This is a genomic window from Streptococcus sp. 29896 (genome assembly GCF_032594915.1).
In the GTDB taxonomy this organism is placed as follows: domain Bacteria; phylum Bacillota; class Bacilli; order Lactobacillales; family Streptococcaceae; genus Streptococcus; species Streptococcus suivaginalis.
This window is the reverse complement of the sequence record NZ_CP118733.1, coordinates 889,421-903,114: the sequence shown is the minus strand read 5'-3', so window position 1 is coordinate 903,114 and position 13,694 is coordinate 889,421. Positions and strand designations below refer to the sequence as shown.

At 39.3% G+C, this 13,694-nt stretch carries 13 protein-coding genes and 3 tRNA genes; 4 read left to right on the top strand and 12 right to left on the bottom strand.

Going from position 1 to position 13,694, the window contains the following annotated elements; genetic code table 11:
- Positions 1 to 17: 17 nt before the first annotated feature.
- Together thiI and PXH68_RS04165 are read right to left on the bottom strand one after the other, a co-directional pair.
- On the bottom strand, positions 18 to 1,235 hold the full coding sequence (gene thiI, locus PXH68_RS04170) for a tRNA uracil 4-sulfurtransferase ThiI (RefSeq protein WP_248027997.1): 1,218 nt from the start codon (positions 1,233 to 1,235) through the stop codon (positions 18 to 20).
- 1 nt (position 1,236) lies between these two features.
- Positions 1,237 to 2,379, bottom strand: coding sequence for a cysteine desulfurase family protein (locus PXH68_RS04165; protein ID WP_248027999.1), 1,143 nt, complete (start codon positions 2,377 to 2,379; stop codon positions 1,237 to 1,239).
- Between the two features lie 113 nt (positions 2,380 to 2,492).
- Between PXH68_RS04165 and PXH68_RS04160 the strand changes: the two genes are divergently transcribed.
- Both PXH68_RS04160 and PXH68_RS04155 read left to right on the top strand, forming a co-directional pair.
- Positions 2,493 to 2,942: a DUF6556 family protein gene (locus PXH68_RS04160; RefSeq protein WP_248028000.1), complete on the top strand. Its 450-nt coding sequence runs from the start codon at positions 2,493 to 2,495 to the stop codon at positions 2,940 to 2,942.
- Between the two features lie 57 nt (positions 2,943 to 2,999).
- Positions 3,000 to 3,383: a hypothetical protein gene (locus PXH68_RS04155; RefSeq protein ID WP_248028002.1), complete on the top strand. Its 384-nt coding sequence runs from the start codon at positions 3,000 to 3,002 to the stop codon at positions 3,381 to 3,383.
- Between the two features lie 18 nt (positions 3,384 to 3,401).
- Here the strand turns inward: PXH68_RS04155 and PXH68_RS04150 are convergent, their stop codons facing one another.
- The 9 genes from PXH68_RS04150 to PXH68_RS04110 all read right to left on the bottom strand — a co-directional run bounded on the left by PXH68_RS04150 (position 3,402) and on the right by PXH68_RS04110 (position 9,886).
- Positions 3,402 to 4,430 carry a threonine aldolase family protein gene (locus tag PXH68_RS04150; RefSeq protein WP_248028004.1) on the bottom strand — a complete coding sequence of 343 codons (1,029 nt, stop codon included), beginning with the start codon at positions 4,428 to 4,430 and terminating at the stop codon, positions 3,402 to 3,404.
- Between the two features lie 65 nt (positions 4,431 to 4,495).
- Positions 4,496 to 4,567, bottom strand: a tRNA-Arg gene (locus PXH68_RS04145).
- A gap of 37 nt (positions 4,568 to 4,604) precedes the next feature.
- Entirely contained in the window at positions 4,605 to 5,810 is a 1,206-nt protein-coding gene (gene rpsA, locus PXH68_RS04140) for a 30S ribosomal protein S1 (RefSeq protein WP_248028006.1), read from the bottom strand.
- 125 nt (positions 5,811 to 5,935) lie between these two features.
- Positions 5,936 to 6,007: transfer RNA gene (locus PXH68_RS04135), tRNA-Gln, on the bottom strand.
- Positions 6,008 to 6,388: 381 nt separating this feature from the next.
- Positions 6,389 to 6,469 (bottom strand) — tRNA-Tyr (locus PXH68_RS04130).
- A gap of 51 nt (positions 6,470 to 6,520) precedes the next feature.
- Complete coding sequence (locus PXH68_RS04125) at positions 6,521 to 6,754, bottom strand: DUF2969 domain-containing protein (protein ID WP_158454752.1); 234 nt, start codon at positions 6,752 to 6,754, stop codon at positions 6,521 to 6,523.
- 92 nt (positions 6,755 to 6,846) lie between these two features.
- Positions 6,847 to 8,229 carry a sugar transferase gene (locus PXH68_RS04120; protein WP_248028007.1) on the bottom strand — a complete coding sequence of 461 codons (1,383 nt, stop codon included), beginning with the start codon at positions 8,227 to 8,229 and terminating at the stop codon, positions 6,847 to 6,849.
- A gap of 94 nt (positions 8,230 to 8,323) precedes the next feature.
- Positions 8,324 to 9,106, bottom strand: a complete 783-nt coding sequence (locus PXH68_RS04115) for a glycosyltransferase family A protein (RefSeq protein ID WP_248028009.1) — start codon at positions 9,104 to 9,106, stop codon at positions 8,324 to 8,326.
- A gap of 9 nt (positions 9,107 to 9,115) precedes the next feature.
- Positions 9,116 to 9,886 (bottom strand): glycosyltransferase family 2 protein, encoded by a 771-nt coding sequence (locus PXH68_RS04110; RefSeq protein WP_248028011.1) that lies wholly within the window; start codon positions 9,884 to 9,886, stop codon positions 9,116 to 9,118.
- Between the two features lie 84 nt (positions 9,887 to 9,970).
- Between PXH68_RS04110 and PXH68_RS04105 the strand changes: the two genes are divergently transcribed.
- Together PXH68_RS04105 and PXH68_RS04100 are read left to right on the top strand one after the other, a co-directional pair.
- A complete protein-coding gene (locus tag PXH68_RS04105; RefSeq protein WP_248028013.1) occupies positions 9,971 to 10,870 on the top strand; it encodes a glycosyltransferase family 2 protein in 900 nt (299 codons plus the stop codon).
- A gap of 104 nt (positions 10,871 to 10,974) precedes the next feature.
- On the top strand, positions 10,975 to 12,459 hold the full coding sequence (locus PXH68_RS04100; RefSeq protein WP_248028014.1) for a lipopolysaccharide biosynthesis protein: 1,485 nt from the start codon (positions 10,975 to 10,977) through the stop codon (positions 12,457 to 12,459).
- Between the two features lie 24 nt (positions 12,460 to 12,483).
- Here the strand turns inward: PXH68_RS04100 and PXH68_RS04095 are convergent, their stop codons facing one another.
- Positions 12,484 to 13,686 carry a hypothetical protein gene (locus tag PXH68_RS04095; RefSeq protein WP_248028016.1) on the bottom strand — a complete coding sequence of 401 codons (1,203 nt, stop codon included), beginning with the start codon at positions 13,684 to 13,686 and terminating at the stop codon, positions 12,484 to 12,486.
- Between the last annotated feature and the right edge of the window lie 8 nt (positions 13,687 to 13,694).

The window sequence follows — 13,694 nt, the reverse complement described above, 5'->3', positions numbered from 1 at the left end:
AATGCGGAGATAGATTCTTATAGTAAATCAGCAATCAAACTATCTACTTCGTCTTTCACTTCCTCTTTCGGTGTGATTTCAGTTACGATAATCCCAGCCACAGCTCGTTCCACCAAGCCTTCAACATCCATACGGGCTTCGTATTGCTCGACATTTTTGATTTTAGGGTTAGTTTTTGGACGGTCAGGGGCAAAGATGGTACAGCAATCCTCAAAAGGCTGGATGGAAATATCAAAGGTATCAATTTCTTGAGCAATATCAATGATTTCCAACTTGTCCATGGTAACGACTGGACGGATAACAGGTGTATTTGTCACCGCATTGATAGCTTGCATGGATTCCAAGGTCTGACTTGCCACTTGTCCTAGACTTTCACCATTGATAATAACCATGGCACCACGCTCTTCACGAACTCGGTCTGTAATCCGCATCATGAAGCGGCGTGTCAAGGTCATCAAATAAGCTTCAGGTGCCTTTTCCTTGATTTCTTCCTGAATTTCTGTAAACGGCACTTCGATAAAGGTGATATTACCACCAAAGGCAGTCAATTTACGAGTCAAATCATGGGCTTTTTTAAGCGCACCTGGGCTAGTATAAGGCGGACTTGCAAAGTGCAGGGCTTCGATTTCAACCCCACGTTTAAGTGCTAAATAGCCCGCAACAGGCGAATCAATACCACCTGATAGCATCAGCGTACCCTTGCCAGATGTACCAACTGGAAGACCGCCCGCTCCCTTGATTTCTTCATGGGAAATATAAGCAGCGTCAGGACGAATTTCCACTCGCAAGGTAATATCTGGCGACTTCATTTGCACTTGCACATTTGGAATGGCTGTAAAAACCGCATCTCCAAGGACTTGGTTCAGGTCACGGCTATCCAGTTCAAAACTGTGGTCGCTTCGACGTGCCGCAATCTTGAAAGTCATCCCTTCCTTGTAAATAGACTGCATAATCTCCACAACTGCCTCTTTCAAGGCCGGAACAGACTTTTCAATCTTATAAGATGGTGCGAAATTTTGGATCCCAAAAATCTTCTTCAAAGAAGCTGAGACTTCCTGATAATCTGCCCCATTCAAATAGACATGACCACGGTCACGGTCAAAATAAACCCTCACTTCTGGGTAAACAGACAGGACATGCTTGATATTATTGCGGAGTTTGTTAACAAACCGCATCTTGTTTTTCCCTTTAGTTGACAATTCGCCATAGCGAATCATAATTTCTGAATAGTTCATTCTACCTTACTTTCTGTGTATTGTGATAAATTTGTTTGAAAATCGTGAGGAATTGTTCGATTTGCCCCATATCGTTGTCATCATCCAAGCTGATACGAACGGCAGTTTGAGCCAACTTCTGCGGAACACCCATGGCAATCAGAGTACCCGCAGGCTTACCTGCCTTAGATGAGCAGGCTGAAGTTGTCGAAATGTAAATCTGGTGGTCTTCAAAGGCGTGGACAATGACCTCGCCTCGGATGTTCTTAATCCCAAACGTCACAATGCTTGGCACAAAGTCCTCTAGCCCAGAAAAGACTGTCACATCAGCGTATTTGCCCAATTCATCCACAAGGATCTGCTTCATAGCTGCCAGCCGCTTCTGGCTATCTGCTGCCTTATCCAAGGTCAAGCGGAGCGCCTTAGCTGTCGCTGCAATACCAGCCACATTTTCCGTTGTTGAGCGTTTGTCGCTTTCCTGTCCTCCTCCTGTCAATAGCGGAGTGATTTTCTTACCTGCTTTGATATAGACGAATCCTACACCTCTTACAGAATGGAATTTGTGACCTGAAAAACTGGCAAAATCAACTCGGTCTGTCAAATACCGTTCCGTCGGCACTTTGCCGATAGCCTGCACGGCATCCACATGGAATGAAATGGTTGGCTTATCAGCTAACAGTTGAGATATTTCCTGAATGGGCTGAATGGCACCAATTTCATTGTTGACGGCCATGATAGAAACCAGTGTGGTATCTGGACGAATCAAGCTTTCTAAGGCTGCAACATCCACAAAACCTTGGGCATTGACCGGAGCCAAATCAACCTCAAAACCTTGCGTTTTGAGCCAAAGTGCTGACTCTTTTACAGCTGGATGCTCAATAGCTGACACGATGATGTGCTTGCCCAGATGTGCCTTTTCAAATGCCACTCCCTTGATGACCCAGTTGTCACCTTCCGTACCACCTGAGGTGAAAAAGATTTCTTTGCTATCCTGGCCAAGCAATTCTGCGATTTGCTTGCGAGATGCTTCTAAGATACGGGTTGCCTGACTGCCGAGACTATGGAGACTGGATGGGTTACTCCAGATTTTTGTCGCCACTTCCGTATAGGTTTTGAGAACTTCTGGATAGACAGGAGTCGTGGCTGCATTGTCAAAATAAATCATTTTTTCATTCCTTTGCTTGCAATAGTCCTATTTTATCACGTTTCACATCTTGTTTCCACTCTTTAAGATATTTTTAACTCTGACAGCCTATACTGAAAAAAGGAGGATTGACCATGAAGGAAACCTACTCTCGTAAACACGATGTTGAACTAAAAAGAAAGACTAAAACTGCAAGACATCACTTGTCGACCTTTCAGAAAATCATTGCAACCATCGCATCCATGCTAGGTATTATCACTGCAACCATTACCATCTATACATTTACAGCAAGCACAAATAGTCAGGCGCAAACAAATACAAGCTCTACAACTCTTATCATTTATAAAGAAGCCGAAACAGGGACTGCAAATGCGACTGACCAATCTAGTTCTTCTAGTGACAGAACGACTACTCAACCATCCTCCACTAGCTCTACCTCTTCACAAAGCACTACTAGCTCCGCCGATACAGCCTCATTAACCATCCCTTCTTCAAGCGATACAGCAACCAGTTCCGACCCTAGTCAACTTATTAGTGAAACGTCAACAGAGTCTGAATCAACTGGTTCGACTTCCGATCAGTAGCATAAAAAACTTGATAGGCGATTTTGGATTTGATATACTAAATCTAGGAGGTGCTGTATGAAATACTTCATTCTCAGAATACCTATTTTAGTTTGGTTATTGCTGTTTTCATTTATTGAAATCTTCCTGTTAGCATCATCGTTACCAGCACCGTTTAACACTCATTCACTTCTTCCTATCGTTATCTTATCCAGCTGTGCAGTCAGAGTATCTAATGAAGTTAAAGAGAGAGATGGACAATACACCCCATTCAAACATCTATGGTGGGCGGTACTTACTTGGATTATCTTGGGTATCCTTTTCGGATTGACTGTCCAGGCACCCCTTTCAAAACACCTTGTCTTCATCATCAAAGCAATTTTAGGTGGAATAGGCTATCGCCTTATTGAACGTTATGCAGTTTATCGCTATCATTATTTACAGACAAAAAAGAAAGGCTAACCCTTTCTTTTTTGCTTGCTATAATCTATTTCTCAATTCATCAATATCTGCTTGACTAGTTGACCAGCTGGTCGCAAAGCGGATGATACTGTGGCTATCGTCGTATTTTTCCCAGAAGCCATAGGCAATTCCAGCTTCTGTCAATCTAGTCAATTCTTCATTCTTAACAATAACGAATTGCTGATTGGTTGGGGATTTGAGATAGAAGCGATAACCTTTTTCTTGCAAAATCTCCTTGAGCTGCTCTGCCATTGTGATCGCATGACGGCCTAGTTCCAGATACAAGTCATCTGTAAAAAGACGGTCAAACTGCACACCATTCAAACGCCCCTTAGCTAACAAGGCTCCATGTTGCTTGACGATACTGGTGAAATACTTGGGTTGATTGTTTTTAGTAAAGACCAAGGCCTCTCCCATCAAGGCCCCCATCTTGGTACCTCCAATGTAAAAAACATCTGTCAGCTCTGCTATTGCCTGCAAATCAAGATCTGACTCTGGAGATGCCAAACCATAGCCCAGACGAGCTCCATCTAAGAAAAGAGGAATTTGGTAGTGGCGACAAACCTGTTCTATGGCGGTCAGTTCCGCTTTGGAATAAAGCGTGCCGTACTCAGTCGGATGAGAGAGATAAACCATGCCAGGATGAACCATGTGTTCATGATTGGCATCTGCATAAAAATCTGCCAAGAGCTGTTCGATGTCCGCCGCAAAAATCTTTCCATGTTGATGGGGAATAGTCAAGACCTTGTGGCCCGAAAACTCAATTGCCCCTGCTTCATGGGTAGAAATATGCCCCGTGTCCGCAGCAATCACACCCTCATAGGAAGCCAGCATAGAATTAATCGCAATTTGATTGGTTTGGGTTCCGCCCGATAAGAAAGTGATTTGAGCATGGTGGCACTTGATTGCACGCCGAATCTTCTCAATAGCTGATTGAGTATAGGGGTCCGTTCCATAGCCTGACACTCCTTCTTGGTTTGTTTCCACCAAAACCTGCAATAGCGCTGGGTGAACACCTTTGTTATAGTCATTTTCAAAATGTAGCATGGTTGGCCTCCAACATCAAAAGAATATAGAAAAAGCCTGCACACCAGGCTTCTTCTACTATTTAGTCCACCCTGAGGGAATCGAACCCCCATCTCAAGAACCGGAATCTTACGTGATATCCATTACACTAAGGGTGGAAAGGAAAAACTTGCACGAGGCAAGTTTTTATGTGAATTACAATTCAATGTCGCCGAAAAGGTCAGCCATTGAGAATCCAGATTGAGTTTCTGGCAATTCGTAATCACGTTTTTCTTCACGTTTTTGACGACGTGGACGTGGAGCACGTTTTTCTGCTTTTTCTTCGCCTTCAACTGCTGCTGGACGCTCTTCCAAAGCTTTGATAGAAAGTGATACACGCTCATCAGCTGCGTTCACTTCAAGAACTTTAACAGTTACTTCTTGACCAACAGACAAAGCATCTTTTGGATTTTCAACACGTTTGTGTGAAATTTGTGAAATGTGTACCAAACCATCGATACCTGGCAATACTTCAACAAAAGCACCGAAGTCAGTCAAACGTTTTACTTTACCTTCGATCACATCGCCAGCTGCCAATTTTTGCTCAACGCCGTCCCATGGGCCAGGCTGTGTAGCTTTCAATGACAATGATACGCGTCCTTCTTCTTCATCGATAGCAAGAACTTTAACTTCAACTTCTTCACCAACTGTTACAGCTGATTTAGGAGATACGTTACGCTCATGTGACAATTCAGTCAAGTGAACCAAACCATCCACACCACCAAGATCGATGAAAGCACCGAAGCTAGTGATACGTGCAACTGTACCAGTTACAACTTCACCAACTGACAATTTACCAAATACTTCTGCACGTGCAGCTGCTGCAGTTTCTTCAACTACATCACGACGTGACAAGATGAAGCGGTTTTCAGCTGGATCAACTTCTTTGATTTTAGCATCAAATTCTTGACCAACAAAACGCTCAGTGTTACGAGTGAAACGGCTGTCAATCATTGAAGCTGGGATGAAACCACGAAGACCTTCAAATTCAACAGCAAGACCGCCTTTAACCGCACGAGTTACTTTAACTGGTACGACTTCACCTTCACGGCCAACCAATTTGTCCCAAGCCTTGCGTGCTTCAAGACGTTTCTTAGAAACAAGGTAAGTTACTGTATCAGTATCTTTACCTACTACTTGACGAAGCACCAACAATTCAAATGTTTCACCAACTTTAACGAGTTCGTTGATATCAGCATCACGGTCGTTAGTCAACTCACGAAGAGTCAATACGCCTTCAACACCAGTACCTGAGATAGCTACGTTTGCTTGAGTTGCATCAACTGTCAACACTTCAGCAGTTACCACATCACCAGGTGCTACTTCATTCACACTGTTCAACAAATCTTCAAATTCGTTCATTATAAAAAAACCTCCGACAATCAGGCCTCTCGACCCAACATAAAATATATTTTATTTAAGGCACACGCAAGGACAAACAACAATATGACATCTTTGACGAACTAGAGTTTCCTCTAGTACCTTGACTGGGGTAGCTGGATTCGAACCAACGAATGAGGGAGTCAAAGTCCCTTGCCTTACCGCTTGGCGATACCCCAAAAAGAGATACATTTCATTTTTTTACTAATCACAAGAAATTGAACTCGAGATTAATTTCTTAGGAAGATAGATAGCCTTCCTTGAGTGTACACACTCAGCGTCAGTTTCCTAATTTTCTACAGAGATTTCTGGTAAACCAGAGCATCTCTCGTATCTTAAATGAACTCGATCTAAACGCTGCTTAAAAAAGATAAGTTGCCTAGCAAATCAGAATTTGCTGTCAACTTCCTATTTTTACTGTGCGTTTGACGCTCTTAGTATCTTAGTTGAACACGGACTAAAATCCTAGTGAAAAAGATAAACTTCCTTGTGTGTTTAGTACACAACGTCAGTTTCCTATTTTCATACGGATCTCTTAACGTCCTTTGTATCCTGTTCAATGGAAAGAGAGGGATTCGAACCCCCGAACCCGAAGGAGCGGATTTACAGTCCGCCGCGTTTAGCCTCTTCGCTATCTTTCCTTTGCACCAACAGCCTTTATTCTACCATAAAAAAGCAACGATTACAAGGGCTTAGTTGCTTAAATTATAATTTTCGATGACATTTCCGACTGCTTTTTCCAATTTTTTATAAAAACTTTCCGTATTTCCGTTTTTTACCACTGCAAATTGGTTTACTTCCAGTTCTGCAATCTCACCAATCACCTTTTTTCCGATTGTTAGTTGATAACCAGGAAACATTTGTCCGTTTACTGATACCTTGCTATCTTCGATTTGGATTTCAATTTTCTTATCTTTTTTAGCCATAATTCCCTCCTATTTTGTCAAACCACTCCTCCCATTTTACAAAAAAAGGCAACAGCTTGCAAGCCCAAGCTGTTGCGAACGAGAAATTGTTCTTATTTCAAAATTTGAATTTCACCATTTACACCATTTTTAGGTATGTTACCACTCCCATCACTCTGTCCTTGTGAACTCATTTTATCGAATACAATCAGAATAGTTTTCAAAAATAATTTGATATCAAGTAACAAGGTATATCTTTTTACATAGAGTAAATCAAACTTTAACTTACTCTCAAAATCTGAAGTGTATTTCCCATATACTTGGGCATAACCTGTAATTCCAGCCCGGACATTATAACGCAATGGGTAAAAGGGATTTATTTCTGTAAATTCTTTGACAAAATTTGGTCTTTCTGGCCTCGGTCCTACCAGCGACATTTCTCCTTTTAAAACGTTAATCAGCTGCGGAATTTCATCAATCCGAGTTGCACGGATAAATTTCCCAACCTTGGTTACCCGACTATCGTTTTTCTGAGCTAAGACCGGACCTGTTTTTGCTTCGGCATCTGAGACCATTGAGCGAAATTTTAGAATCCAAAAGACTTTATTCCCCAAAGTAACCCGTTCTTGACGATAAAAGGCTGGTCCCTTACTCTCTAGCTTAATTGCAATCACAGTTGCTAACAAGACAGGTGACAAGAGTAACAACATGCATAGTGAAACAAGAATATCCATTATTCGCTTCACAGCATATTGTTCCCGTGTGAGATAATAAGGTGAAACCTGAATAATGCTTTCATCTGATATATTAAGCAAATGGGCATTTAATGAAATTGAATTCTCAATTGTTGATGCCAGATAGATGGTTTTATCCTTCCGAATCAAGTAATTATACAATTCTTGGGAGACTCCAGCATCCATTACTCCTGCAATATAGATAACATCGATTTCTTCAATGATATTTTTCAAATTATTAAAATAATTCCCAATCACTAGATGTGTTATCTGATGAAGAGGTTGGACAGAATAGTCAAAATTATCCAAGGCAGAAAAAACAGCCTTGGGTCTTCCGATAATCAAGACCCTTTTCGGTGAAGCAATTTTGGTAAAATAGGCAAAAATCCCAAGATGGATGACCAGAGCGATGCTGGTACCAATGATAAAGTAGTAAATAATAAAATCTAAATCGAAAAAGAAATGTTCAATATAGATAGTACATATAATGCATAAAATAAATGAAAATAGTAACTGTACAATGAATGTATTAAAAATAATATTGGATCGTGTTTGATTATAGTAAATATTGGTATCAAAAATATTATTAATAAAAACGTATGTCACAATTAACCATGGTATGACTGGTAAAAATTCCTCCATTCCATGAGTCGACAAGCTCAAGGTATGTTCAGGATTTAAAGCAATGTAGACACCAACAAGCATCAGCATTGCTTCTATAATAAATATTACATTGGACCAGAAGCTATTTTTTTCAATCATAGTCCCCCCTTTTTTCAACTACTAACTGAAAATAATACAGTGTATATAGGTCTAGCATAGACAGCCCAAATTTTACGGTAAATGCATGGGCTTCTTACCTAGAGAAGTTTCTTGCTCCCTGTAGCATATAGTATATGTTCTTAAACATTGATATTTCTGGTAGCATCATTTTTCGTTTTCGAATGGCAAATTGAAGAATCAACAGCCAGTACCATCTCCTTGTCATTCGTTTGTAAATAGCTCCCCGTTTCCGGCAATTTTCCGGTGTGTTGGAACGATCCCAATGGGATTCCCTGTCCCTTAGGCTGGCTATTTTTTCTGGATAACTGTATAGTTTTAACCCCTTGCCAAGGGCATCAAACAGTAAAATGGTTTCTTCTCCTGAACCATATTGGGCCCCGATCCCAAAACGTTCATCAAAAGATAAACCAACTTTTGTAAAGCTTGATTTTTTAAAAGAAATCTGAACAGATGATACACGCATGGCATCTAAGTAGGAAAGCCTTCCTTTTGAAAGCCTAGGTCTACTTATGGCATGGTTTTCAAAATCAACATAAAAAACAATAATATCAGCATCAGGGAATTCTTTATAGGCACGTGAGACGATTTCTTGGTAATTGTCCACAAAGACCAAATCATCATCGGCAACTTGGCAAATTGCATCATTCTCCGCATAAGACAGGGCCTCATTTCGACTGACACTTAAGCCTAGACCTTGACTGTAAACAATCTTAGCTTTCTCCCTTTGCTCAAGGACCGTTTCCTTTCTTTCAGCTCGTGTTTGATGAATCACAATTGAATCAACTGTAGAAAGATTCATTTCATCAATAAGCTGATCGACATTTTCATAATCCAATGTCGCAACAAGTACAACCATGAGTTCTCCTTATATTCTTCTCTTTATCGCATGAAAGGCGTAACCCAAAAAAGGTAAAATGGTCTGCCCAAGCGTCAAACCTTCAACATTTCGAAAGAGGTTCCAAGTTCGCTTGATAGCTGCAAATTTATTTGCAGATAGTGACGCTGGCGTTCTTCTATACAACGAGAGCACTTCATCGATGCTATAAGCATGTCCTGTCACTTTTAAAACTTTCCACCAGGTTGCAGTATCTTGCCCTTTTCTGACATTAGGCATTTCAATTTGTGATTTGGTCAATTGCTCCAAATCCAGCATAACAGTTGAAGTCCAAATGGTATGATTTCTCAAAGCCTCTTGATAGGAAATTTTACTGGGAACATGAACAGGCGATTTGATTGGTCGGCCATTTTCATCTGCAAATTGGTAGGAGGAAAATGTAAATGCATGCCCCTGTTGTAACATAAAATCCACTTGCTTGGCCAATTTATTGGGCAACCAAAGGTCATCAGCATCTAAAAAACTTATAAAACGCCCACGCGCAGCTGCCACTCCTGCATTTCTTGCTACTGCAACACCTGCATTAACCTTATTTTGCAAAAAACGAATGCGACTGTCAGTTTCTATCATTGCCTGTACAAGTAAAACAGAATCGTCATTTGATCGATCATCCACTACAATCACTTCGAAAGCCGGATAGGTTTGAGCAAGAACGGAATGTAACGTTTCTTGAATAAATTTCTCTGCGTTGTACATGGGGATAATCACACTGACAAGCGGTATATCTTTTATTTGGGTCATTCTAAATCCTTCATAGAGTATTATTTGAAAAATAGACAAGTATGTAGTAAGATAAAGTTCAAATACAAACAGAAAGAAGATTCCATGAATCCATTAATTTCCGTAGTAATTCCAAACTACAACAGGGGACATCTGATTGAGCAGGTTATCAACAGTATCCAGCGGCAAACTTATTCTCCAATTGAAATCATTATTGTCGATGATTGCTCGACAGATCATTCGATTGACACCATTCAAAATTTACAAAAGAAATTCGACAGTATCCAACTCATTACATTGAAAAAAAACTGTGGAGCCAACACCTGTCGCAATATCGGCGTTAGCCATTCAAAAGGTGAATACATTGCCTTTCTCGATTCCGACGACTTCTTTCTTCCTACAAAACTTGAAAAACAGATAAAAATCTTACAAAATCAGGAAGACATTGGTTTTGTAGTGACTGGTTTTGGATCCAAAGTCATTCATATTCTCCCTGAGGGAATCATACCTCTACAAGAAACCATTAAACAAAATAACTTGGGTGGTTTTTCAACTTTGTTGGTTCGAAAAACACTTTTCCTTCAAGTTGGAGGTCTAGATCAGGAACTGTTGAGCTGTCAAGACTGGGACCTTTACCTGAAATTACTTCAAGTAAGTAAGGGGTACAAAATCGCCGAAGACCTTGTTATCTATGAAGTTCAGGAAGACAGTATCTCAAAAAATCCAAACAAGGTCATTCAAGGCTATACAATTGTCTCACAAAGGGCAACGATACTAAATGACAAACTAAAATTGATCCCATCTAAAGAACTGACAGCGTTTCAAGAATACTATCTTGCCATGCGTTATTTCAAGTTAGGTGATTTCAAACAAACTCGACTTCACCTTAAGCAATCTATTGCCATCAAACCTAGACCAGTTCCAATTTTATATTGGGTGACTTCACTTTTTGGACATTCAGCTCTCGCAACTTTACTTTCTGTAAAAAATACTATCGCAAAATAGAAAATCATTACTAATTATCACTACTTATTCAATTCATTGTATCAAAATTCCTAACCTATATCAAAGATATTGAAGCCAAACTTCCTATTTGAAAGAAGAACCTAGTGAATACAAAATCTCTAAAAATAAATGGCCTTATTTCCTTACTAAATAAAGTCATTTCTATTGTTTGTAGCCTTATTTTACCAAGACTTTTTATCACTGCCTATGGGTCCGAGGTCAATGGACTCATGTCTAGTATCTCTCAGTATTTAACCCTGATTAGTCTCTTAGATTTAGGAATGGGCGCTGTCATTCAAGCTAGTATGTACAAACCATTATTGCATAAAGACACCGCACTCCTCTCGACTATCTATTATAAATCGCAGGTGTTTTTTAACAGAATTGGCTTTGCTCTTTTAATCTATATTGCTTGCCTTTGTCTTTTTTTACCTGCCAACCTTTCTGGGAAATTCACACAAAGTCAAATTGTCGGTTTGATTTTGGTTCTTTCTCTCTCTCACCTATTACAATTTTTCCTAGGGATTACCAGTCAAGTTATCCTTGGATCGGATCAAAAAGCTTATATCAAGGAAATCTTACAAGGTACAGCCAACATCCTAAACCTGCTTCTTACTATTGTTTTGATTCAGTCGGGACAAACTATCCTTATAGTAAAGCTTGCATCGGCACTAGTCTTTATCCTTCCTCCTATATTTATCAGCTACTATGTCCGTCGTCATTATGGGATTTCCAAAAACCTTCGAGATCGGAATTACCAGATTCAACAACAATGGTATGGTATAGGTCAACACATCGCCTATACTATCCAAGAGAGCACTGATATTGTCATTTTGTCCATGTTTGCCAGCCTAACTCAAGTTTCTGTTTACTCAGTATACAATACCGTTTTCCAGGGTATTAAAACGTTTTTAAACGCTGCGACAAGTGGCCTTCGTCCATTTTTAGGACGTGCCCTTCACATGGATGATCAGAAACTTCTGCAAAGACAATTCCATAAAATTGAATGGCTCTTACACACCGCATCTACCATTTTCATCAGTAGTACATTTCAACTTGTTACCCCTTTTGTTATTCTTTATACCCAGAAAATTACAGATGCTAATTATGACCAACCTGTTTTTGGCTACCTAATGACACTTGCAATCCTGTTTTATGCCTTAAGGTTACCCTACCGTACCCTTGTCTTTTCCAAAGGCGACTTTAAAAATACTCAGTTTGGAACCTATTTCGAAGCAATATTGAATCTTGGATTGTCACTCACTTTGGTCTTTGAATGGCAAATTGTTGGAGTTGCAACAGGCACAGCAATTGCATTGTTGTTTAGTTTGATTTACTACATATGGTATTGTTACCGGTTCATCTTAACATCTTCCTTCAAAACCATTCGGACCCAGCTACTTGTTGATGGAGGAGTATTTTTACTCTCAAACTGTCTCTTATTACCATTTACAAATGTTGTTCAGCATTTTAGTCATTGGATTATCTTTGGAACTTGTAGCATCCTGATTACTTTTGCTATCAGTTTCGGACTAAACTGGATAGTTTTTCCACAGCAGGTCAAATCATATTTATCACAAAAAAAATAATGCCATAGTCTTGGCATTATTTTTTTATCTTTTCATTTCATATACAACCAATTTATCAGGTTTATTTTGCTTATAGACTGAGAACATCAATGCAAGGTAAATAATAAATGTATAATCTTCAAAAACGCTTCCTGTCAAAAGGTATTTCAAGAAAAAGGTAGAGCTTAAAAAAACAACAACCTTTTTATTTGAGATTGAGGATCCCTTAAAAGTTATGATAATAAAATACATTAACAAAATAAGCAAGAGAATCCCAAACAACCAACCAAAGGAAAGTACTATTTCCAAAAATAAATTGTGAACATAGACATTGCCAGGCATCAGCGTACGATCGAAGAAAACTCCATTGATTTTTAAACCCATCTCCTCAAAAATATATTGCACTGCAATATCAATCATGCTATCACGGCCAGTACTTTGCACCAAAACACCTGTTTCAATACGATTCAAAATATAACTTTGAGCAATATTTAAACTTGAGAGTATTTGATAGAGAACAAAGAAAAAGCCAACTGTCCCCAAAAAAATCATTAAGCCAGATTGAATTGATCGAATAGAAAGCCGAATCTGTACTTGATTCTCGATCCAATGCAAGATAGCGTAGGTAATTAAACTGATGAATAACCAAATCAACGGCCCACGAGCACCATAGATTACACCTTCCAGTACCAAAATTCCGAATATTGCTAATCGAACAAGGTTTGGTTTTTGAATCATTCGAAATGAAAATAAAATCCAAATTGGCAAGAGATTATAGGAATAGACCATATAACCTGTCTGATCTTTTAATATAAATTTCACCAGAAAAGAGGCGATAATCAGAAAGCCGTTGAAATATTCAACGATACTATTTGTGAATAGTTGAGAAATATCCTGTATTCTAGATAGTATTAGCACCGAATAGGGAAGATAGAACAGATAAATCATAACCATATCCACATCCAAATAACGGTATTTCATTTCAGTTGGACTAGTTAAATAAAAAATATAATAGACCAAATAGATGAAAAACATACTGGAAAGTCGCTTCAAGGATATGGGATAGCGGAAAAGAATGAAAAAGAAAACAAGATAAACGATTCCATAGCAGACAAAAATGGTTTTTGATGCAAAAAAATCAAAACCAGTTGTTCTCAAAACAGCAGAAAGCAAGACATTAAACGGGTAGATAATAAGACTGAGATAAAAGAAAAATAGATCCCACTGCTTGCTGTCTCTTTCTTTCATAAGTCCTC